The organism is Burkholderia sp. FW306-1C-G01B, from assembly GCF_058781685.1.
The window spans coordinates 11,430-34,128 of sequence record NZ_JBYSWZ010000029.1; the positions used below are offsets into that span (position 1 = coordinate 11,430).

General features: G+C 63.3%; 13 protein-coding genes. 4 read left to right on the forward strand and 9 right to left on the reverse strand.

Annotated features, from left to right (window positions below; all coding sequences use genetic code 11):
• Positions 1-45: 45 nt before the first annotated feature.
• From AC3WLY_RS34935 to AC3WLY_RS34950, 4 genes are all read right to left on the reverse strand, one after another.
• Positions 46-405, reverse strand: a complete 360-nt coding sequence (locus AC3WLY_RS34935; RefSeq protein WP_310143180.1) for a hypothetical protein — start codon at positions 403-405, stop codon at positions 46-48.
• Positions 402-9,542 (reverse strand): hemagglutinin repeat-containing protein, encoded by a 9,141-nt coding sequence (locus AC3WLY_RS34940; protein ID WP_492308898.1) that lies wholly within the window; start codon positions 9,540-9,542, stop codon positions 402-404. The genes AC3WLY_RS34935 and AC3WLY_RS34940 overlap by 4 nt, the downstream gene beginning before the upstream one ends.
• 814 nt (positions 9,543-10,356) lie before the next feature.
• On the reverse strand, positions 10,357-11,949 hold the full coding sequence (locus AC3WLY_RS34945; protein ID WP_072441319.1) for an ABC-F family ATPase: 1,593 nt from the start codon (positions 11,947-11,949) through the stop codon (positions 10,357-10,359).
• Positions 11,950-12,089: 140 nt separating this feature from the next.
• Positions 12,090-14,387 carry an AsmA family protein gene (locus AC3WLY_RS34950; protein WP_492308899.1) on the reverse strand — a complete coding sequence of 766 codons (2,298 nt, stop codon included), beginning with the start codon at positions 14,385-14,387 and terminating at the stop codon, positions 12,090-12,092.
• A 151-nt stretch (positions 14,388-14,538) separates the two neighbouring features.
• Between AC3WLY_RS34950 and AC3WLY_RS34955 the strand changes: the two genes are divergently transcribed.
• Positions 14,539-15,240, forward strand: coding sequence for an ABC transporter ATP-binding protein (locus AC3WLY_RS34955; RefSeq protein WP_425131364.1), 702 nt, complete (start codon positions 14,539-14,541; stop codon positions 15,238-15,240).
• Positions 15,237-16,040, forward strand: coding sequence for an ABC transporter permease (locus AC3WLY_RS34960; protein ID WP_492308900.1), 804 nt, complete (start codon positions 15,237-15,239; stop codon positions 16,038-16,040). Before AC3WLY_RS34955 ends, AC3WLY_RS34960 begins: the two co-directional genes overlap by 4 nt.
• Positions 16,041-16,088: 48 nt before the next feature.
• On the opposite strand, the gene AC3WLY_RS34965 is transcribed toward AC3WLY_RS34960, so the two are convergent.
• The 3 genes from AC3WLY_RS34965 to AC3WLY_RS34975 all read right to left on the reverse strand — a co-directional run bounded on the left by AC3WLY_RS34965 (position 16,089) and on the right by AC3WLY_RS34975 (position 18,644).
• The gene (locus tag AC3WLY_RS34965) at positions 16,089-16,562 is read right to left on the reverse strand and encodes a PliI family lysozyme inhibitor of I-type lysozyme (RefSeq protein ID WP_492308901.1); all 474 of its coding nucleotides are present in this window, start codon (positions 16,560-16,562) and stop codon (positions 16,089-16,091) included.
• A gap of 249 nt (positions 16,563-16,811) precedes the next feature.
• Positions 16,812-17,363, reverse strand: coding sequence for a DUF6013 family protein (locus AC3WLY_RS34970; protein ID WP_175964453.1), 552 nt, complete (start codon positions 17,361-17,363; stop codon positions 16,812-16,814).
• Between the two features lie 264 nt (positions 17,364-17,627).
• Entirely contained in the window at positions 17,628-18,644 is a 1,017-nt protein-coding gene (locus tag AC3WLY_RS34975; RefSeq protein WP_492308902.1) for a zinc-binding alcohol dehydrogenase family protein, read from the reverse strand.
• A 123-nt stretch (positions 18,645-18,767) separates the two neighbouring features.
• Here AC3WLY_RS34975 and AC3WLY_RS34980 point away from each other — a divergent pair, with 123 nt between their 5' ends.
• On the forward strand, positions 18,768-19,709 hold the full coding sequence (locus tag AC3WLY_RS34980) for a LysR family transcriptional regulator (protein WP_492332760.1): 942 nt from the start codon (positions 18,768-18,770) through the stop codon (positions 19,707-19,709).
• A 202-nt stretch (positions 19,710-19,911) separates the two neighbouring features.
• The gene (gene serB, locus AC3WLY_RS34985) at positions 19,912-20,757 is read left to right on the forward strand and encodes a phosphoserine phosphatase SerB (RefSeq protein ID WP_492308904.1); all 846 of its coding nucleotides are present in this window, start codon (positions 19,912-19,914) and stop codon (positions 20,755-20,757) included.
• 88 nt (positions 20,758-20,845) lie between these two features.
• On the opposite strand, the gene AC3WLY_RS34990 is transcribed toward serB, so the two are convergent.
• Both AC3WLY_RS34990 and AC3WLY_RS34995 read right to left on the reverse strand, forming a co-directional pair.
• Positions 20,846-22,027 carry a cystathionine beta-lyase gene (locus AC3WLY_RS34990; protein WP_175964449.1) on the reverse strand — a complete coding sequence of 394 codons (1,182 nt, stop codon included), beginning with the start codon at positions 22,025-22,027 and terminating at the stop codon, positions 20,846-20,848.
• Between the two features lie 113 nt (positions 22,028-22,140).
• Positions 22,141-22,683: a hypothetical protein gene (locus tag AC3WLY_RS34995; RefSeq protein WP_310143206.1), complete on the reverse strand. Its 543-nt coding sequence runs from the start codon at positions 22,681-22,683 to the stop codon at positions 22,141-22,143.
• Positions 22,684-22,699 lie beyond the last annotated feature (16 nt).

Sequence of the window (22,699 nt, forward strand, 5' to 3'; positions counted from 1 at the left end):
TCACCGGCCCACCCAACTACAACGCGTAGTGTGTAACCGTCTAAATCACGACAAGGATTTAATCAACTCCAACGCCATAGCCAGCCTCTCCCTAACATCACGTGAGTGCCGCTTATTCTGATATGTGGAAAGTTCGACCATGCGCAATTTTGGCGGATAAGAATTCGCACCATCGCCTCTCACAATCTCAATCTGTGCAATGCTCATCTGACTAATCAATACCCAATAAATATCTTCAGCCTGATCCGGTATCCAATTAATCACGAATGCATGTTTCAGCCCCGGAAAAAATCGACGCAGGGCTACGCCTAGTGCATCCGAATTATCGTTCGAAAGTAGATTGGCGGATCGCTCAATCAACTGACTCCGCATCGCTCTCGCACCTTCCTGCCTACTCGAATTCATTTCAATTTCCCTGGAAATGCGCTCACAAGATTCCCAAATTTGTCTGTCAAGACAGTCATGACCGATGTCGGCTGACTGTTATTGAATTTATCTGTCCCAATGGGCCTACCAACATCAACCTCTCTGACGTATCGAATCCCATCTGCGCTTGGCAACTCTCTTGTAATCGGTGTTGATACCGTATTGGGGTCTTGAAGTAGCTTTCGTACGTCGCTTTCACTAATTGTAAACTGGCTTGCGTTCACATTTGGATCAAGATGGCGATCGCCGATGTGATCCATACCATCATTCGTGATATTGATTCGCGACTGTGCACGGCCCGGTGCCGAATTCGTACTGTCGCCCGACTGCTGATCGTTGCCACTGGACAATATAGGCATACCCGGCGCATAGCCCGCAACACCCGGCTTCGCAACTTGCCCTCCCGCCCCTGCCTCTCCTGCCAACACCAACCCCGGACTCGCCGTAGGCGGCTTACCACCGCCAACGCCGATAACCGCGTTCAATCCATTGGCAATACTCTGCAATACTAGATCAAGCGCCGTCGTTTTCTTACGGACCGCGCCTTGCCCACTGGCCTCTTCAAGCGTGTCCGTATCCGTATGGTTCCACTGGTTGTACAGGTTCACATTCGAAGCAGTAGCTGCGCCCGCTGTTCCACCGACCAGCCCGCCCAATGCACCGATGAGCAGGTTGCCTGACACCTTCCCGGCAAGTGTCGAGTCCGTCGCACCAGCCACCGCATTTGCGGCCTGCTTCGTCTGATCGGCCAGCAACGCTGCCAGTCCTGCTCCGGCCGCGCCCTGTGCCGCGCTCCCGATTCCGCCACCGCCCAAGCCACCAATGAGCGCGCCGCCCGCTATGTGCAGATAAAGTCGGTTAGTTCCGCCTTCGTCCCACGAATCGGCTTCGGCTTGATAGGCAGCTTGCGCCGTCGTATCGCCCGCCAGCTTGGCCGCATCGGCAGCATGTTGCGCTTCCTTCTGCTTCATATCCGCATAAGCGCCGATGCCTTGTGCCACAACTTGACCTGCAGCTTGTGCAGCGTTCATCACGTCGGCCTGCTTATCCAGCAGGTTCTGCACATCCGGCGCTTTCGATACCGTTCCGTTGAGATTCGACGTGTCGCGATTCAGGTTAGCCAGGTCCTGTGTCTGGCCGGTCGGATTCGTGATGTTGATCGTGCCCGTGCTCACACCGCTTCGTGTGGTAGCGTTCTCACTACCACTATCCGACTGCGAAATCATCGGCGTCACGCCGCCTGCACCGCTGACCGATCCCGTTCCGATCGACTTCCCGGTGACGCCAACGCCTGCGCCAGCGCTAAAGCCGCTGCTATCCGCATTGTAGGTCGAATGGTTTTCGATATCGCGATAAGTCAGCGTACCTGTCGTCAGCGTGTTTTTCGACGGATCGGCAGTACTGGCGATTGCCGCGCCCGTCAGGTCGGTATTGCCCTTGACGGTCACATTGAACCCGCCTTCCCCCGCCTGAATCCCGGCCTGTTCGTTCACGCCTGCGTAATTGCCGTTCGCGTTTCCGTGCGACGAACTGAAGCTGGCACTACCACCCATCGTACTGACGCTGATGCCGCCGCCTGCGCTGCTTTGATGCGCGCTGCTGACGGTCGTGTCCTGCACGCTGCGCATGTTCAGGTTGCCGCCCACGTCTGCCGTCACGGTACGACCGGAGACGGTCGAGCCGATCACGTTCGTATCGCCGCCGCTGAGAAGCGTCACGCTGTTCGCACCCGTTACGTGCGAATTGTTTTGCATCACGGCATCGCTGTTGCCATCGCCATGCGCGCGCGACATGGCGGCCGACACCCCGATACCGTTCGTGCCGATCGACACGCCAACGCTTGCGCTTGACGACGAATTCGAACTGCGCGTCGAATCGGTGTTCGTCGTGTTCTGCAGGTCAATCTGATTCTTCGCGGCCAACAGCACATCGTTGCCGGAAACGTTCGAACCGGCGACCGTGATATTGCCGCTACCGGGGGTGCCGTTGCCCGTCGCAATCAGCGAAGTCGTGCCTCCGGCCGTCACGCTCGATCCGCGCTGCGTGGTCTGGTTCTCCGACGTATCGAGTCGGCTATGGCTCGATCCGACGCTGATTTGAACACCGATGCTCGGTGTGCCGCCGCCCGCGAGTGCACCACCCGTCAGACCAGCCACACCCATTGCAGCATTGCCCGCCGCCGCAATCGCGTGAAGCGCAGTTGCACGACTGTCACCGGCACCGCTCTTTGCCGCCTGCGCCTGCTGATACGCACCGTTAATCGCATCGCCGATGCTGCCCGACAAGCCAAGCGTGACGCCGCTGCTGCTGGTTGTCTCGCTATGCGTCTTGTTGCTTGTATCGGTTGCTGAATCGATCACCACGTTCGCAGCCGTACCGGTCAGGTTCTTTCCAGCAATCAGATCGCTACCCGTCACGTGCAACGTATCGCCCGCCTTGATAGTCAGATCGCCATTGAGCGAACCAATCGTGCTCGCGTTGTTCGTGACGGACGAAGCATGATCCGTATCGGTCTTTTTCTGCGTGCCAATACTCACGCTCAGCCCGCTCGTACCGATACCCGAATGCGTTTCGTGATAATAGCTGTCTTGCGAAACCGTATCCTTGGACGTCGTGATATTGACGTTGTTTGCCGCCGCAAGGTTGACATCGTTCGTGCCGACCACCGTGCTGCCTTGGACGGTCAGGTCGCGGCCCGATTGAATGTTGACCGCATTGCCCGACACGGTACTGCCGACGCCGACGTTCGCCTGCGTGTTCTGCATCGAATCGGTTTTCGTGCTGCTGACGAAGCTGCCGCGCTGGACTTGCACCGACTGATACGCGTCGTGTTCCTCGCGAGCTTCGTTGATCGTGACGTTTCCGGTCGCCGCAATGTTCGCTGCACCCGTACCGTTTTCGACACCATTCGTCATGCCCGCCGTGAGCGACGAACCCGTGAGCGTCACGTTGCCTTTCGACGCGTCGGCACTTGCTGCCGCGAGCGTCGCGTTGCCGCCCGCCGTGAATTGCGTACCAACCGCATGTTCGTCGTAGTTGTGATCGACTTCCTTGCGCGTCTTGCTGTCCGCCGCGACGTTATCGAGCTTCGCAGTATCCGTGACCGTCGTCGCCGTCAGGTTGCCGCCTGCGAGCACGGACAAATCCTTACCAGCAGAAACCGTCGCGCCCTTGAGCGTCGTATCGTTACCGCTTTGCATCCCCAAACTGCCGCCTGCGGTGATGCCGCTCGTTACGTTCGTGGTGCCCGATTGTTCCCAATGATGCTGATCGTTCAGATACATCGATTGGTTCGTCGTGGACTGAACCGTGTCGACGCTGATATCGCGACCCGCCGTCACCAGCGCGTCGCCGCCTGCCGACAGATTCGCGCCATGAAGCGTCAGGTCGCGACCCGCCTGCGCGGACAAATCGCCCGTTGCCGCAATGGTGCCTTGCTGACCGAGCAACGTTTGGTTGACCTTGCTCGCGCCTGATGCACCGCTCACACCAACCGTATCGACCAGCGTCGTATTAACGATATCCCGACCCGCGCTGACAGCTACGCGATTGCCCGTAATCATCCCGGATGCGTTCACTACGTCATTGCTCGCCGACACGACCGTCGTACCGTTGGTGCCACTGCTCGAAATCGTGCCGCCGCGATTCAAAATATCCGTTGCGGTCAAGACGGTTTTCGAGCCCCCCTTGATGACACCCGAATTGGTCGTGCTGCCAGCCGTATGGATTTCAACATCGTCCGCCGCGATCAACGCACCGCTCGGTTGCAGATCGTTCGCATGCGTTTGCGCCATATAAACGACCGGGGCCAACACGTGCGTCGTGCTGCCGTCAGGCAGCGTCACGGTCTGGTCAACGAGCCACACGATATCGCTCGTCAACGCATCCATCTGCGCAGCCGTCAACGCCATCCCGGGCACCAACCCGAATTCCTTCGCATAGTTCGCGCCGTTCGTCATCAGGGCACGATACTCATCCTCAGCGCTGGCGTAACCCGGCAGGAACGTACGGCCGGTCAACTGCGTAATCTGGTTACGCACCATCTGCTGCTCGTACATCCCGTCACCCAACCGCTTCTCAATGCTCGCCGGGTTCAGGTTCAACTGGCCGAGCATGTAGTCGCTCGAAATGAACTTCGTATAGCTCGTCAGACGCGGGTCGGTGACGATCAGATACGGCTGACCGGGCGCGGGATGAATTGAATACATCCCGCTTGTCGGCAACGTGATCGACAAAGCCCCCGTCGCGCTCGCGACCGATTGCAGTGCCGGAACGGTCGTCGTTCCGCTCGCCGCGCCGACCTTGGACGGATTGGTGCCCGATACACCCTGATTGGCCGCGTTGTTGCCAAGCGTGCCCCCTGTCGCACCGGTAGCCGAATTCTGCGCGGCGACGTTCTGGTTATTGACGTTCTGCGCGTCGATCGACACCGACTGGTTCGCGATGATCGTGCCGCCCGTTCCACCGATAGCAATCGGAGTGTGCACAACGGACGGTTCAACGATCGTGCCGCGATCCTGCGTCGTGTCCTCGTTCCACGCATACATCGATACGATATTGTCGGTCTGATACTGATACAGCGTCCGACCAACGTTGTTCACCGTCGTGCCGCCGTAGCTTCCGCTGCCGACAGAGCCGCCTTGTTGCGTGCTGCCGATTTGAATCGACTTGCCAGCCGTGATCGCGCTGTATTCGTTGTTGATCGTGCCGACGTTCGCCATCGTGATACTGCCGCCCGCGACAAGCTGCGCTTGCTGCGCCTGACTCGTTACCTTGTCTTGCTGAATCGTGGAAGTCGTATCGCGCCAGATTTCGACCCGCTGATAGCCGTTATGGCCGTCGCTGCGCGTCTTGTATTCCGTATCCGGAACGTAGTTGACGTGCGGATCGTATGCATCCCAATAGTTGACCGTAACAGACCCGTCCGCGTTGGTCGCCAGCGTGTTGTAGTAAATCGTTTGCTGCTTGCCGTTCACGTTCACGACCAGCACCTTGTCGGTCGCGTTCGGTCCGGACGTTTCCGATACCACTTGCGAGGGGCTATAGGTTGACGTCAGCGGAGTCTTGTAGCCGTTTACCCACATCGCCTGCGAGCAGCCGCCGTTCGGGTCAGCATTCATCGTCGCGCACACGATGTATTTCTGGCGCTTCGTTTCGTGCTTGCTCGACGTGCTCGTCGTTTCGGTCGTGACCGTCGGTGCGGGACGCGTATTGGTGAAGGTACCGGCCGCGAGTTCGACATTCCCTTGCGCTTCGATCGTCGATTGATCGTTCAGCACGTTTTGCGTGCGGTTCGCGAGCAAGCCATTTGCGTCGTGCTGACCATTCGCCGCGATATTGATATCACCGACGCTGAACAGGTTCGCACCGCCCGTGTTCGACAATTGAATCGTCGCGTACAGATTCAACTGATTGGCGGCGGCGAAAACGGCTGCAGCACCGGTATTCGTGATCGTATTGGCATTCGCCGTTACGTTGGCACCGATCACGGTGCCCGTGTTGTTCAACGTCGCGCTGTTGGTCGTAACCGAATCGCCTTCGATGCGGCCTGCGTTATCGATCGTGCCGCCGTTCGCGTTGACCGTCGTGTTTGCGGAATTCAAATCCGCACCGCTCTGGTTATCGACGTTCGCAGCATTCACCGTCAGCGCACCGTTGGCATCCATTACGCCTTGGTTCGTCAGCTTGCCCGACGTGGTGAAATTCAGGTTGCCGTTTGCGTGAAGTTTGTTCGCCGCCGTCTGCGTGTAATCGCCCGCGAGCGTGATTGAGCCGTTGCGACCCGCGATGATGGAACCGTCGCCGGACAACGTACCAGTGTTCAGCGTCAGGTCTTGATCGCTACCAATCGCGCCGCCCTGATTCGACAGTGCGCCGGTCTGAATCGATACGCTGCCGCCGCTACCGGCGTCGTTACCAATCTTGCCAGAGGTGTCGTCAATCGATGCGGCCGTCAACGACAGTGCGCCGTTTGCCCGCACCGAACCATTCTGGTTCGACAGCGCCGCGTTCGCACCATTGAACGTCAGGTTGTTCGCCGCCGACAGCACGCCGCCTGCATTGTTCGCGTTGCTCGCGACATTCAACGTCAGGTCGTGTCCCGCCAGCGTCTGCCCGCCTTGTGCATTGGTGAGTGCTTGCGTGGTCAGCGTCACATCGCCATTTCCGCCAATTGTGCCCGCACCCGCTTTACCAGACGCGTTCGTGTTCGTGATCGATGCGCCGCCGTCGACCGTCGTCGCACCGTTGCCGATATTGGCGATTCGACCATCGCTGTTATCGACGCTGGAACCCGATACGCTGAGGATGGATGTCGCGCCGTTCGCTTCAATTTGGCCCGCGCTGTTGGTCACGGCACCTTGCGCGCGAAGCGACAGATTGCCGTTCGCCTGAACAAGACCAGCGGTATTCACAATTTGGCCGTTCGACTGTGCTGCCAGCGACTGGCCCGCAAGCAACGAACCACCGGAATTATCGATACTGCCAGCCGACACCGACACGTCACCGTTGCCGCCGATCATGCCGCCAGCCGTATTCGTCAGCGCGTTTGCCGTCGTGACCGACAGCGCGCTCGTACCCACGTTTTTGAGCGAGCCTCCATCATTCGCGAGGCTGTCGGCTGTCACCGAAACGCCATTGTTCGCTTCGAGCGTGCCCGCGCGGTTATCGACCGCGCCTTGTGCTTTCAGCGTGATGCTGTCGGCACCGACGTAACCACCTGCATGGTTATCGAGCGATTGAACGTCGAGCGCAGCCTGTCGCTGTGCGGCCAGTGTCCCGGCGCTATTCGATACAGCAGCAGCCTTCAGGCTCAACGCGCCATTGGTCGCGATCTTGCCGCCTTGGTTCGACATCGCACCGGTTGTGATCGACAACGTACCGCTGCCCGCGTGCGTAATCTTTCCGTGATCGTTGATCAGCGTCGCAGGCGTCAGGTTCAGGTCGGTGCTGTTCGTCTGAATAACGCCGTTGCTCGAATTATCGAGCGTGTTCGAGACAGCGACATTCATTGCGCCGGTCCCGGTTTGCGTAATCGTGCCACCGTGGTTCGACAAATTCGTCGCCCCGAACGACAACTGGTTGGCCTGTATCGAACCCGCGTCGTTGCTCAGCGATGCTGCATTCACCGTTGCCGATTGTCCGGCCGCGATGCTGCCGGAATTATTCGTCAATTGCGCACCCGCATTGATCACTGCATTTTGTGCAGCCGACAACGTACCGCTGCCGTTGTCGAGTGATTGCGAATCAACTTGCAGGTTCGTTTGTGCACTGACCGTGCCGTGGTTCACGACGCTGCCGGATTGCACCGTCACACCGCCGTTGCCGCCGATGACGCCGCCTTGTGCGCCAAGTGCGGTCGTACCAGCCGCGTTCGTCAATTGCCCTGTCGTCGTGATCGACAGACCATCCGAATTCAATGACGTAACGCGACCGGCACTGTTGTCCAGCGAACTACCCGAAATATTCATTCCGGCCGCGCTCTGCATCGTGCCTTGGTTATTCGCGATCGCGCCACCACGCACCTGCATTGCATTTTCGGAAACCAGCGTGCCGCCCTGATTCGAAATTGCGCCGTTCGACTGCACGCTCAGCGGACCTTGCGCCGAAACCTTGCCACCCTGGTTCGAAATGCTGCCTGCGGTAAGCGTTGTACCGCCTTGGCTCGACAGGCTACCGTGATCGTTGATCAATGCGCCTGCTGCATTCGCATTGACCGCGCCCTGCGCGCTCGTCGTGGCGTTCGAAAGATTCAAGTCGCCTGCGTTCGTGTTCAGCGTGAGATTGCCGTTCGCGGCCGTTTCACTACCCGCCAGGTTGACGGCAGCGCCCGAAATCGATACGTTCCCGCCCGCGACGTTCTGCCCGGTCGCCGTTAGTTGGCCAGTGCTCGACAGACTCAGGTCACCGCTATGGCCGACAGAACCATCATTATTTACGCCTGCGCCGAGCGTTCCCGTCGAATTGATGATGCCCGCGTTGATTGTCGTGTTCTGTTGAGCGGCGAGCGTGCCGCTGTTCGACAACGTACCGGCTGCCGAAACGTTTGCGCTCTGTTGCGCATATGTCGTGCCGCTGTTTTGAACACTGTTCGCGGTTGCGGTAAGGTTGCCGCTCGCCGTTGTCTTGCCCGTGAGTACGAGTTGGCCGTTCGATTGAAGCGTCAAGTCGCCTGCTTGTGCAGCGATCGTCCCGGCGTTCGCGACACCGACACCAAATTCGTTCGATACGAGAAAGACCCTGTTGGCGTACATACCGCCGAGTTGACTCACGTCGATCGCGATAGCGGGTGCGGCACCATCGCCAGCAATCGGCGTTGCTGCAAGCGTGTCGTGGTTGACTTGGTTAGCCCCGGCGACCACGTTCAGATTTTTCGCGTAAATGGCAGCGTTGGCCTGTACGGCGCGAGAAATCAAGTCAACCTGATCCACGTTCGACGCATTAAGGCCAGCACCGCTTACGGAAATCAGACCGCGCGATACGTTGAATCCACCGAGCGACCCGTCTGCGCCGTAATACGGCGTTCCCGTTGTGAGGACAGCTCTCGACGTATTGATGAACCCGCCGCCGTCGACCTGAATACCTGCGCTGTTCGACAGGATTACCTCAGCTCGATTGCCTCCCACCTCCACATAACCGCGAAGTTGCGACGGTGCGTTGCTGTTGACTTGGTTGACGATGATCCGCGCGGACTGGCCTGCCCCGAAATTCGGGTTGCCGTTGATCATCCCCGCCTGCTGCGTATTCACGATCGTCGGCGAGTTGTTCAGGATCGCGCCGGGTTTTTGTACATCGAACTGGTTGTACGTGTTGACCGAGACACCAGCGCCGGACGGTGCGGCAATATTCACTTGCGGGATGCCGTTCTGCGTCTGGATTACGTGCGTGCTTGTTCCCGGAGTCGGAACGATTTGCGCAAAGCCGAATACCGGTATGCCGAACAGCAACGCTGCTGCCATCGCGATCGGTTGCCACACGACGCGCAATCCCGGTAAGTTCAGCGGCGCACTTACGCCCTGCGGATTTCCGGCTGCACGCGGCGAGCTGCCGTTCTCCTGAACAACCATCATCGCGCCACGTGCGCGATTGAACAAAACCCGATAGCGATTTTTATTCATTCTTCGTTCGACGCAAATCGCGTCGCTGCTTCAATTTTTGACTGGAATCGACATCCGACTGAACCGGTTGTCGTTACGCGCAACCACGGCCGGTGCTGCGCAGGATTCGCAAAGGTTTACACACGGCTATGCTAAGCGCCCCAACATCAAAGCGCACACACAGTTGGTCTCCCGGGATCCTTCTGCGCGATCGTAGCAGACACTGAGCGATCCACAGTGTCACAAATCGTTAATTTAGCGAGCGAAGACTGATTTTCCGCTCTGAAAAGCGATGGACTTTTTTTTTAGAAAACAGAATTAACATTTCTATATGATTTTTATAATGTTAATTCGAGATTGTGGTTGGGCTACGCTTCAACGGATATCCAAGCGCGTTCGCCGCCTCGTCATAGCCATACGAACAAACAGGCTCTTGCTGTTCATATAGAAGCCCATTGACATGACTTTCTATAGCTGAGGCAATCTCATTAAAGTCAGCAGCCTTACGTTTCTTCCGTGCATCGTTGCCCCGATAACCGTCTTCTTCTAACGGATATTGGATAAGTAACAATACGCGCCACGTGCTGTTATCAATTTTGTCAGAAAAAAGCGAACTTGATACTAGCACTACTGCGCGCAAACTGACTAAGTGCGTATAAACAAGAAGGCCCACACCGACAAACTGCCGATGTGGGCCTTTCGTGTTTCTGGCGATACGCGTTACGCGCCCCGTCTAGTGCCCTCTACAGAGCAACACTGCCGTTGTCCCAACAGGACAATTCCGTGGGGCAATCCGGGACGCATGAACGGTGGTCTTGGGACAAACTCAGGACAATTACTCCTGCCCCTGACTCGTCAGGAATTCCTCGTAGTTACCACCAAAGTCGAACAACGTGCCATCCGTGCGCACTTCGATGATCCGGTTCGCCAGCCCGCTCACGAATTCGCGGTCGTGCGACACGAAGATCAGCGTGCCTTCGAACTGCTCGAGCGCGATCTGCAGCGACTCGATCGATTCCATGTCCATGTGGTTGGTCGGCTCGTCCATCAGCAGCACGTTGTGGCGGCCGAGCATCAGCTTGCCCCAGATCATGCGGCCCTTCTCGCCGCCCGACAGCACCTTCACCGACTTCTTGATGTCGTCCGACGAGAACAGCAGGCGGCCCAGCGTGCCGCGCACCATCGTTTCGTCGTCGCCGTCCTTGCGGTACTGGTCGATCCAGTCCATCAGCGTGATGTCGTTCGGGAACTCCTCGTACGTGTCCTGCGGCATGTAGCCGACATTCGCGTTCTCGGACCACTTCACCGTACCGTGATCGAGCTCGAGCGCGCCGAGCAGCGAACGCAGCAGCGTCGTCTTGCCCGCGCCGTTCTCGCCGATGATCGCGATCCGCTCGCCCGGCTGCACCGACAGGTTGAAGTTCTGGAAGATCGTGCGCTCGTACTTCTTCGTGATGTCTTCGGCGACCACCGCGACGTTGTGCAGCTTCTTCTCGAACTCGAAGCGGATGAACGGGTTCTGGCGCGACGACGGCTTGAATTCCTCGATCTTGATCTTGTCGATCTGCTTCGCGCGGCTCGTCGCCTGGCGGGCCTTCGACTTGTTCGCCGAGAAGCGGCGCACGAAGTCCTGCAGTTCGGCCACGCGCTCCTTCGCACGCGCGTTCGCCGCAGCCTGGCGCTCGCGCGCCTGTGCCGATGCGAGCATGTAGTCGTCGTAGTTGCCCGGCCAGACCTTCAGCGTGCCGTAGTCCATGTCGGCCATGTGCGTGCACACCGAGTTCAGGAAGTGACGATCGTGCGAGATGATGATCATCGTCGAGTTGTACTCGTTGAGCGTGTGCTCGAGCCAACGGATCGAGTTGATGTCGAGGTTGTTGGTCGGCTCGTCGAGCAGCAGCACGTCGGGCTTCGAGAACAGCGCCTGCGCGAGCAGCACGCGCAGCTTCCAGCCCGGCGCGACGTCGCTCATCGTGCCGTTGTGGAACTTCTCCTCGATGCCGATGCCGAGCAGCAGCGCGCCCGCGCGCGCCTCGGCGTCGTAGCCGCCATATTCGGCGAACTTGCCCTCGAGCTCGGCCGCGTGCATGTAGTCGTCGTCGGTGGCTTCCGGGTTCGCGTAGATCGCGTCACGCTCGGTCATCGCGGCCCACATTTCGGTGTGGCCCATCATCACGACGTCGAGCACGCGCACGTCTTCGTACGCGAACTGGTCCTGGCGCAGCTTGCCGAGACGCACGTTCGGTTCCAGCGCGACATTGCCGGCGCTCGGCTCGAGGTCGCTGCCGAGGATCTTCATGAAGGTCGACTTGCCACAGCCGTTCGCGCCGATCAGACCATAGCGGTTGCCCTCGCCGAATTTGACCGAGATATTCTCGAACAAGGGCTTCGGCCCGAATTGCATCGTGATGTTGGCAGTAGAAAGCACGGCAGGTCCCGTAAGAGAGAAATCGACGGAAAACCGTGTATTTTAGCAGGTGTCGGAGAAACTGCCGACCGCACTGTTCCGGCCCCGCCAGCCGGGCCGCCACGTGCGGCGCCGGCGCCCGCGTCCGCATCAGGCCAATGTCACTTGCCGGCCTTCGCCGCCTCCTTCTGCGCTGCCTTCTCCTTCATCTGCCCGAACAGCTGCGAGCACGGCACGTCCTTGTTGTTGCTCGGCGCGATCAACGGAATCAGCGCCGCGAACGGGTTGATCAGGCCGAGCCCGATCATCGCGCCGGCACGCAGCGCGAGCGCACCCGCATCGACGCCGACGTCCGGGTTCTTGAACGTGCCCTTCGCGTACAGCGGCGAGCGCAGCGAGAAGATCCGGAAACCCTTCGTGTGCGGATGGATCTTCAGGTCGAGCGTTTCGTCGCGCAGGCTGATCGGGCCGTCGACGTTGATCAGCGCGTCGTCGGTATCGAGCGCGAACACCTTCGGGTCGAGGATCCCGTTGGTCGCGACGAAGTCGATCGCCGCGCAATTGATGTTCACGTCGCGATTGCCGAACAGCTTCTCGTAGACGACGTTCGCGACGTTCAGCCCCGCTGCTTCCATCAGCAGGCGGCTGATGCGGCCGTCGGTGATGAGCGCCTTCACTTCGCCGGTCGACGTCGCAGCCAGCGCGGCCGGCGAGTTGCCGGTCGCCGACAGCGACGCGTCACCGTTGATCTCGCCGAGCGCCGACTGCATCACCTTCTGCGCCGGGAACAGTTGCTTGAGCTTCAGGTGCCGCGCGGCCACCGTGAAGCGGCCCTTCAGCGGCGCGCCGCTGCCGTCGAGATGCGCGGTCGTCGCGAGCGTGCCGCCCGCGACGCCGAACTGCAGCGGTTCGAGCGACAGCACGCCGTCCTGCATCACGATGTGCGTGTACAGGTTGGTGATCGGCAGGTTCGCGCTCTTGATCAGCTTGCGGCCGGTGAACTTCACGTCCGCGTCGAGCGCGCGCCAGCGGTCGGTACGGAACGTCTCGACCGGCAGCACGCGGCCCGGCGGCTGGCGTGTCGTGTCGCCGCGCTTGGCCTTGCTCGCGGCCGTGTCCGCGCCGATCACCGGCGCGAGATCGGAGAACTGAAGCAGGTTCGACACGAGTTCGCCCGACAGCTTCGGCCTCGGCTCGCGCTGCTCGTACAGCAGCGTGCCGCCGAGATCGCTGCCGCCGACGCGGCCGTTGAAGTTCTCGTAGCGGAACGTGCTCGCGCGCCGCTTGAAGTTGCCGATCAGCCGCCCTTCGGTCGCATAAGGCGGCGTGTCGGGCAACGTGATGCCGGTGAGCTGATAGAGGTGCGACATCGACGTACCCTGCAGCCACAGGCGCAGGTCGAGCGCCGCGAGATTCCGCGGGTCGGTCAGCGTGCCGACGATCGCGAGCCGCGTGTCGCCGGCCTTCACGTCGGCCTGCAGCGGGAACGGCCGCGACGTGTCCTCGACCGCGAGCACGCCGCCGAGCTTGCCGGTTCCGCTGATCGGCACGTTCTTGTAGCGGCCGTCGACCTTCAGCCCGAACGCATAGGTCGGGCCGGACGGCTTCGCGGGTGCCGCGGTGCCGCTTGCACCGGATGCGGCGGACGCACCTGACGCGCTGGATGCACCTGATGCGGCCGCCGCCGACGACGCAGGCGCAACCGCAGACGCTGCCGCAACCGCCATGGACGACGACGCCCCCGCAGCCTGCGCCGCCGACGCGCTCGACGCGGCTTCCGCGTTCGCCTTCGCGCTCAGTTGCGCGGCGCCGTGCTTGCCGACACGCTGCGCGGACGCCGCGCGCGACGTCTGCTCCTGTTCCTTCAGCACGTCGCCGAGCGGAATCGGCTGCCCGAGCGTATCGATCGCGACGCTCAGGTCGGCCTTCGTGATCGCGTCGCGATACGTGACGGTGCCCTTCGCGAAGCCGAAGCTGTCGAGCCGTACCTTCCATGGCGACGGCTGCGCCGATTGCTTGAACTGGAAGGTCCACGTGTTGCGGCCGTCGGCGAGCCGCTCGAGGTCGACGGCGGGATTCACGACGTCGATCGACGGAATGACGATTTCATGCGCGAGCAACGGCAGGATCGCGAGATCGAAGTGCGCGGCATCGAGCGTGACGAATTTGGGCGCCTTCGCCCAGTCTGGGTTGCCGATCTCGAGCTGCGTGGCCGAAAAGCTCGGCCAGGGCACCCAGGCGCGCCAGCCGGTCTCGCCGTCGGGGCGACGCCAGCCGACCTTCAGGTCGCCGTTGATCGCGAACGGGCGGCCGAGTGCCGCACTCACCTGTTCGTTGACCCACGGTTTCGCGCGGTTCCAGTCGAATGTGAAGAGAAAGACGCCGGCCGCCGCGATGAACACCGCGACGATACCGACGATCCATGCAGCCGATTTGCCGATGGCTCGGGTTAGCGTCATGGCGGTTCCGTTGTTGTTCTGAAATGTTGCCGCTCATGCCGGGCCGCTTGCGTGGACGAACGGCACACGACACCCGCGGCTTTTCAATCGGTATTATGACGCACGGCACGGCGACCTTTTGGCGCCATTAACGCTTTTTTTCATTTGTGACATGACAGCCCCCACCGACCTCATCGAGGCGCAGCGCATCACGCGACGCGACGCCAGCAGCGGCAAGACCCTGCTCGCCCCGACCGATTTCAGTCTCGCGGCGGGATCGCGCATTGCTATCACGGGACCGTCCGGGTCGGGCAAGAGCGTGCTGCTGCGCGCGCTCGCGCTGCTCGATCCGCTCGACGGCGGCCACATCCTGTGGCGCGGCCGCCGGATCCGGCGCAGCGCGATCCCGCGCTACCGGCGCAGCGTCGCATATGTGCGCCAGCGCCCCGCGCAGATGGACGGCACCGTCGAATCGCAACTGCGCTATCCGTATTCGCTTGCGATCTATCGCGACGTCGCGTTCGATCGCGCGCGCGCCGAAGCGCTCGCCGCACGTGCCGGCCGCGGCCCCGACTTTCTCGACAAGCGCGCGAGCGAACTGTCGGGCGGCGAAGCGCAGATCGCCGCGCTGCTGCGCGTACTGCAGCTCGACCCCGACGTGCTGCTGCTCGACGAGCCGACCTCCGCGCTCGATCCCGAATCGGCGCGCGCGATCGAAGCGCTCGTCGGTGCGTGGTTCGACGCGGCGCCCGACGCTCGCGCGTACATGTGGATCTCGCACGATCCGGCCCAGGCCGCACGGATCGGCACGACGCGGCTCGTGATGCAGGCCGGCGTGCTGCACGCCGCAAACCAGATGGAGGCTGCGCGATGAGCCCGGCACTGCAGGACCTGAGCCTCGTCGACGTCGGCATCGCCGCCGCGCTCGTCGCAATCAACGGCGCGATCTCGGCGGCGCTGTCGCTCGGCCTCGGCCGCAAGCTCGCGCTCGCGGCCGTGCGCACCGTCGTGCAGTTGCTCGCGATCGGCTATGTGCTCGGCTGGGTGTTCGGCCATCCGCACTGGTATGTCGTGCTGCCGCTCACCGCGCTGATGACGCTGATCGCCGGTTTCGCCGGCGCGGGACGCGGCAGGCGCACGTACCGCGGCCAGCGCATCGACAGCATCGCGTCGATCTGGTTCAGCAGCTGGTTCGTCGCGGCGGTCGGCCTGTTCGTCGTGATCCGCATCCATCCGTGGTACGCGCCGCAATACGCGATTCCGATCCTCGGGATGATTCTCGGCAATACGCTGACGGGCGTATCGCTCGGCGTCGAGCGGATGATGGAAGAGCTCACCGCACGCCGCGACCGCGTCGAGACCGCGCTCGCGCTCGGCGCGACGCGCTGGGAAGCCGCGCAGGACGCAGCGCGCCAGGCCGTGCGCGCGGGCATGCTGCCGACGCTGAACCAGATGGCCGTCGTCGGCGTCGTGAGCCTGCCGGGGATGATGACGGGTCAGGTGCTGGCCGGCCAGTCGCCGCTGCAGGCCGTGCGCTACCAGATCGTGATCATGTTCCTGATCGCCGCGGCGTCCGCGCTCGGCACCGTCGGCGCGGTGCTGATGACCTATCGCCGGCTGTTCTCGGCCGATCACCGCTTTCTCGCAGCGCGGCTCGAAGAACGTACGCACTGACACGCGGCGGCGCCGCGCGATGCGTTCGCGCGGTGCGCGATCAGCGCGTCAGCGCGCGGCGCGGCGCTTGCCGATCGCCTGCCGCAACGCGGCCGCGATGTCCGCGTCGGGCGCGAGCCCGTCGACCGACGCGACGAGGCGCACCGCACGCGGTGTCGTCACATAGGCCTGCGCACCGACATAACCGCCGCTGCCGGCCGAGCGCGTCGTCACGACGAGCGCCTGCGGCGCGCGTGCGCCGAGGTCGGCAGTGAACGCATCGGTGACCGTGCCATCGCGCGCATGCAGCGCCCCCGTCACGTAGTCGTCGGTATCGAAGCCGGGTGCGGCATGCGCGGTCGAATACACGCGCACCGCATAGCTGCCGGTCGAGCACGGTTCGAGTGCGCCGCTCGACACGACCGCCACCTGCTGCCGCGACGGCAGCTCGATCTTCTTCACGAAACTGCAATCGTCGGCCGCCTGCGCGTGCGCGCAGACGAACGCAGCGGCCGACAGCAGCATGCACATTCGGAATTTCATCGGATATCGTTACAGGAAGGTGATGATGTGGCGGAGCATAACGTGACATCCGCATGACGTCACGCAGGTTGGCACGCTGAGCCGACGCGCGGCAAACAGTTGCCATGCCGTTGCCGCGGCAACATAGCGCGAAGCAGGTCGCGGGAAAGCATCGTGACGGCGACACGAAACGCTCACGTGCCGCCCTGCCCGTCCCGCCAGTCGAATCCGTTGCGCGCGCACCGGACGAAACGCCGGCCCGCGCGCTGCTCACCGCTTGATCGACACCGTCACCTTCGTGCCGTCGCTCATCGTCACGGACTTCGAACCGCCGTTGGTCGGAATCGACACCCACTTCACCTGGCTCACCGACACGACGTCCGGGCACTGCAGCGACTTGCCGCCGGCCGTCACGTTGCGCGTGCCCTTCGGCGCGGCCGCCTGGAAGCTCATCTGCACGTTCGCGATCCCCTTCGCATCGACCGACGGCGCGAGCCGCACCTGGGTCTGGCGCACCATCGCGCCGTTCGCGTCGCGCGGCAGGTTGTCCGCGTTCGGGCAGCCGTCCGGCAACGCGACCGCGCCGCTCGGCGGCACCGACTTCCAGTTGAAGTCGTCCGTTTCGCCCGAGCGGATCTTGCGGGTCTCCTGCGTATTGCCGAAGGTCTTCGAGTCGACCTTGACGGTGTATTCGAGCTGTCCCGTACCGCCGCCCTTCAGGCTGCCCTTGACCGGCGGCGCCGCGAATACGCTCGCGCTGACGCACGCCGCCGCGAACACGGCCGACCACGATGCGGCGACTGACAAGCTGCGTTGGCTCATGCTGACCTCCTTGTAATGCGGCGGCACGCGCGTGCCGCGCGGTTTTCGATGCATGATGCGTTGCCAGTCTACCGCCAAGCGGCATGCAATGCGCCGCAAACGCATCGGGTGTTACCCCGCTTGCGTTCGCGGCGTTGCAACCTTACGCGCGATGCCGGCTCTCGAGAAAACGCCGGGCCACCCCAGGTTTTCCGCCCCGAAGGAAGTCACGTTGGGGGATGCCTCCTCGAAGGGCCTCGCACGACGCGACAGGTTTGCAGGCGCTCAGAAGCCGCTCAGCACGAGCTTGCCGATCGTGCGCCCGGCTTCGAGCAACTGGTGCGCGCGCCGCACGTTCGCCGCATTGATCGCGCCGAGCTGTTCGCCGAGCGTCGTGCGCAGCGCGCCGCCGTCGACGAGCCGAGCGACTTCGCCGAGGATCCGGTGCTGCTCGATCATGTCCGGCGTCTCGAACATCGCGCGCGTGAACATGAACTCCCAGTGAAACGCGGCGCTCTTCGCCTTCAGCAGTTCGACCGGCACCGGCTTCTCGTTCTCGACGATCGTGCAAATGCCGCCCTGCGGCCGGATTACTTCCGCTGCGGCGGGGAAATGGCGATCCGTGTCGTTGAAGATCAGCACGTAGTCGACGTTCGGATGCCCGGCCTCGCGCAACTGCGCAGGCAGGTCGCCGAAATGGTCGACCACCGCATCCGCGCCGAGCGAGCGCACCCATTCGGCCGACGCCGGCCGCGACGCGGTCGCGATCACGTGCAGCTTGCCGAGCGCCTTCGCGAGCTGGATCGCGATCGAGCCCACGCCGCCCGCGCCGCCGATGATCAGCACCGACTTGCCGGCGTCCGCGCCCTGCGGCGACACGCGCAGCCGGTCGAACAGCGCTTCCCACGCGGTCAGCGCGGTGAGCGGGAGTGCCGCGGCCGCGGCGAAGTCGAGCGTGCGCGGCTTCAGCGCGGCGATCCGTTCGTCGACCGCATGGAATTCGCTGTTCGCGCCGGGTCGCGTGATGCTGCCCGCGTAGAACACTTCGTCGCCGGGCCGGAACAGCGTGACGTCCGCGCCGACCGCGACGACCGTACCGGCGGCATCCCAGCCGAGCACGCGCGGCGTCTCCTCGGCCTGCGGCTTCGGCGCGCGCACCTTGGTGTCCACCGGGTTCACGGAAACGGCCTCGACCTTCACGAGCAGGTCGCGCGGGCCCGGCACGGGCTGCGGCAGCTCCACGTCGAGCAAGGCCTGCGGGTCGTCGATCGGCAGATAGCGGGTCAGTCCAACGGCTTTCATCACGACACTCCTTTCAGGGAAATGGGCGGGCCGCGGCGCAGCCCCATGAACGTCATCGTAGGCAACCCGATCATTCGAGAAAACCGCTATATTTCCTGAAACATTTTCAGGAATTTCAGAATAATGGCGTCCGATCCGATTCCGGCACCCGACAAGCCGCTCGACCTGCTCGACGTCGCGCTGTTCGTGCGCGCGGCGCTGCTCGCGAACGTCACCGCGGCCGGGCGCGAATTCGGCGTGTCCGCCGCGGTCGCGAGCGCGCGCATCGCGCAGCTCGAGCGCCAGCTCGGCGCGCGGCTGCTGCACCGCACCACGCGCCGCATCAGCCTCACGCAGGACGGCGAGGTCTTCATGGCGCGCGCCGACGCGCTGCTGTCGGCCGCCGACGCCGCGCGCGCGTCGGTCGGCCGCGGCCGCAGCGAGCCGTACGGGCGGCTGAAGGTATCGATGTCGTCGTCGTTCGGCCGCCAGCATGTCGCGCCGGTGATTCCCGCGTTCCTGCGCCGCTATCCGTCGGTGTCGCTCGACCTGCGGCTGTCCGACGAGATCGTCGATCTCGTCGACGACGGCTACGACGTCGCGATCCGCCTCGGCGCGCTGAAGGATTCGACGCTCGTCGCGCGCAAGCTCGCGGTGAACCGCCGCGTGCTGTGCTGCTCGCCCGCGTATCTCGCCGAACGCGGCACGCCGCGCCATCCGGCCGACCTCGCGCAGCACGAGTGCGTGATCCTCGGCAACCAGCGCGACTGGTCGTTCGCGACGCCGCAAGGCCCGCTGACCGTGCGGGTCGCCGGCCGGCTCGTCGCGAGCAACGGCGAGGCGATCCGCGAAGCGCTCGTCGACGGCTTCGGGATCGCGATCAAGTCGACCTGGGACGTCGGCCCGCTGCTCGCGAGCGGCGCGCTCGTCACGGTGCTCGACGACTATCCGTTCGCCGACGACGTCGCGATCTGGGCCGTCTATCCGAGCCGCGCACACGTGCCGCTGAAGACGCTCGCGTTCATCTCCTTTCTGGCCGAGCATTTCGGCGATCCGCCGTACTGGGACCGTGCGGACGAGCGATAGTTGGCGGCGTTCGGCCCGCGCGGCGGGCGTGCCGTTGCGAGTCCGGCCTCGGGATTCGTACCTGCCGCGATCGCCGGGCCCGGCCAACCGGCTACAATGTCGCGTTCGCGACGCCATGGCCCGCAGCCGAACGGGGCCCGCGTCCGCAGGCGGCCGTCCGTTGGCCGCGCATGCATTTCATTCGCCTCGCAACCATCCCGCCATGACCCACAACCTCGTCATCCAGAGTCTTGCGCCGCTGTCGGACGCCCATCACAAACCGCTGCTCGCGCTGTCGCGCGGCGCCCGCATCGTGCAGACCGACGATCACGCGCTGCGCATCGAAAACGCGAACCCGGCGCAGCGCCTCGACATCGACGCGTACTGCGGCACGCACGCGCTCGACTTCGCGTTCGTCGAGGCTGGCCGCACGCTCGGCGATTTCGGGCTCGTCGTGATGGACATGGATTCGACGCTGATCACGATCGAGTGCATCGACGAAATCGCCGATTTCTGCGGGCTCAAGACGCAGGTCGCCGAGATCACCGAAGCGTCGATGCGCGGCGAAATCCGCGACTTCAACGAAAGCCTCACGCGCCGCGTCGCGCTGCTGGCCGGGCTCGATGCGCAGGCGCTCGAGCGCGTGTACGAGGAACGGCTGCAACTGTCGCCGGGCGCCGAGACGATGCTTGCCGGCGTGAAGGCCGCCGGCATGAAGACCCTGCTCGTGTCGGGCGGCTTCACGTTCTTCACCGAGCGGCTGAAGGCACGCCTCAGCCTCGACTACGCGCATGCGAACACGCTCGAGATCGTCGACGGCAAGCTGACCGGCAAGGTGCTCGGCGAGATCGTCAACGCCGACGTGAAGGCACGCCTGCTGCGCGACACGTGCGCGTCGCTCGGCCTCGAGCCGAGCCGCGCGATCGCGATGGGCGACGGGTCGAACGACCTGAAGATGATGGCCGAAGCCGGGCTGTCGGTCGCGTTTCACGCGAAGCCCGTCGTGCGCGACGCGGCGACGGTCGCGTTCGATCACGTCGGCCTCGACGGGCTGCTGCGGCTGTTCTGATCCCGCACGACCTCGAATGAAAAACGCCGGCGCGATGTTGCATCGCGCCGGCGTTTCGTTTTTTCCGCGGGACGTTATCGGCCTGCGATCAGCCGAGTGCGGCCTGCATCGCGCGCTCGATATCCGCGCGCAGGTCGGCTTCGTCCTCGAGGCCGACATAGAAACGCACCAGCGTGCCGCGATGCGGCCAGTCCGGACGCATCGACGCGACGTCGTAAGGCATCGCGAGGCTGCACGCGCCGCCCCAGCTCCAGCCGATCGCGAACAGTTCGAGCGACTCGACGAAGCGGTCGATCTGCTCCGCGCTGTAGCGCTCGTCGAACACCACCGAGAACAGCCCGCCCGCACCCGTGAAGTCGCGCATGAACGACGCATGCCCGGGGCAGTCGGCGATCTGCGGGTGCAGCACCGAAGCAATCTCCGGCCGCGCCTTCAGCCATTGCGCAAGCGCGAGCGCGCTCCTGCTGTGCGCGTCGAAGCGCACCTGCATGCTCGGCAGGCTGCGCAGCACGAGCGAACAATCGTCGACCGACACACCGATCCCGCAGCGCATCCGCGCGAGCTTCAGCTTCGCGTGCAGTTCCGCGTCCGCGGTGATCGTCGCGCCCATCAGCACATCGCTGCCGCCCGACTGATACTTGGTCAGCGCCTGCACCGAGATGTCGACGCCGTGCTCGAACGGCTTGAATGCGAGCCCGGCCGAATAGGTGTTGTCGATCGCGGTGACGATGCCGCGCGCCTTCGCGGCCGCCGCGATCGCCTGCACGTCGGGCACTTCCATCGTCACCGAGCCGGGTGCCTCGATCCAGATCAGCCGCGTGTTCGGCTGGATCAGCTCGGCGATGCCCGCGCCGACGAGCGGATCGTAGAAGCGCACGGCGATGCCGAAATCCTTCGCGAGCCAGTTGCCGAAATCGGCGTTCGGCCCGTACACGTTGTGCGGAATCAGCACGTCGTCGCCGGCTTTCACGATGCCGAAGTAGACGTTCATGATCGCCGCGAGGCCCGACGGCTGCAGCAGCGCGTGCGTGCCGCCCTCGATCTCGGCGAGCCGCTGCGCAAGTGCGAGCGACGTCGGCGTCGCATGCAGCCCGTAGCGCCACTGGTTGTCGTTGTGCCAGACGAGCGCACGCATCGTCGCGAGATCGGGGAACACGACCGTCGACGCACGCGCGACCGGCGGCACGAACGAACGGAAGCCTTCCGGAATGACGTCGTCGGGTTGAACGATGCGGGTTTGCAGCGCGCGCTTGGGAGTGGATGCAGTCATGACAGGGAGCCGGGCACAAGGCCGTTCGGTTGCGGAATATGTCGCTAGGTTAGCCAAAATCGGCGCATTTGGCCCGGTACAATGCGCGCCGCGCACGCCGAGCCAGCGCGGGCTCAGTCGTCGGTGCGCAGATTGACGACCGAGCCCACCGTCTCGATTTCCTGCACGCGGCCGTCGCGCACCTGCAGCGCCGCGCGCTTGCCCGGCGCCAGGCGCAGCACGACGGGCTGCGGGTCCGACTCGTCCGAGTTCATCCGGTCGGCCTTCAGGTCGCCCGTCGCGTCGAAGCGGCCGATCCATACGCCGGAGATGTTCGTGCCGTCGTTCGATTCCTCGATCTCGAGCGTATCGCCATCGCGATCGCCCGCGAGCAGGACCACCTCGCCCGTATCGGCGAACTGGTATTCGCCGTGCACGCCTTCCTCGTCCGTCTTCGGGCCGAGATGCACGACGATCGGCCGGTCGCCGAGCGTGCCTTCGTAGCGCGGCAGCCGGGCGAATTCGGGATTCGGCCGCAGCGGCCGCGCGGGTGCCGCCTCATCCTGTTGCGCGCCCGGCGCGACGGCCTGCGCCGCGACCGCGCCCGGCAGCGCGATGCCCGCCGCCAGCGCGCATGCGACGACAAGCGCCCGTTGCCATTCCGAATATCGACCCACCTTGCGTTGCTCCTTG

Excerpts from the sequence above, each read along its gene's own strand:
- AC3WLY_RS34935 (WP_310143180.1), bottom strand. The coding sequence starts at position 405 with ATGAATTCGAGTAGGCAGGAAGGTGCGAGAGCGATGCGGAGTCAGTTG.
- AC3WLY_RS34950 (WP_492308899.1), bottom strand. The coding sequence starts at position 14,387 with ATGACGCTAACCCGAGCCATCGGCAAATCGGCTGCATGGATCGTCGGT.
- AC3WLY_RS34940 (WP_492308898.1), bottom strand. The coding sequence starts at position 9,542 with ATGAATAAAAATCGCTATCGGGTTTTGTTCAATCGCGCACGTGGCGCG.
- AC3WLY_RS34975 (WP_492308902.1), bottom strand. The coding sequence starts at position 18,644 with ATGAAAGCCGTTGGACTGACCCGCTATCTGCCGATCGACGACCCGCAG.
- serB (WP_492308904.1), top strand. The coding sequence starts at position 19,912 with ATGACCCACAACCTCGTCATCCAGAGTCTTGCGCCGCTGTCGGACGCC.
- AC3WLY_RS34980 (WP_492332760.1), top strand. The coding sequence starts at position 18,768 with ATGGCGTCCGATCCGATTCCGGCACCCGACAAGCCGCTCGACCTGCTC.
- AC3WLY_RS34955 (WP_425131364.1), top strand. The coding sequence starts at position 14,539 with ATGACAGCCCCCACCGACCTCATCGAGGCGCAGCGCATCACGCGACGC.
- AC3WLY_RS34970 (WP_175964453.1), bottom strand. The coding sequence starts at position 17,363 with ATGAGCCAACGCAGCTTGTCAGTCGCCGCATCGTGGTCGGCCGTGTTC.
- AC3WLY_RS34990 (WP_175964449.1), bottom strand. The coding sequence starts at position 22,027 with ATGACTGCATCCACTCCCAAGCGCGCGCTGCAAACCCGCATCGTTCAA.
- AC3WLY_RS34960 (WP_492308900.1), top strand. The coding sequence starts at position 15,237 with ATGAGCCCGGCACTGCAGGACCTGAGCCTCGTCGACGTCGGCATCGCC.
- AC3WLY_RS34965 (WP_492308901.1), bottom strand. The coding sequence starts at position 16,562 with ATGAAATTCCGAATGTGCATGCTGCTGTCGGCCGCTGCGTTCGTCTGC.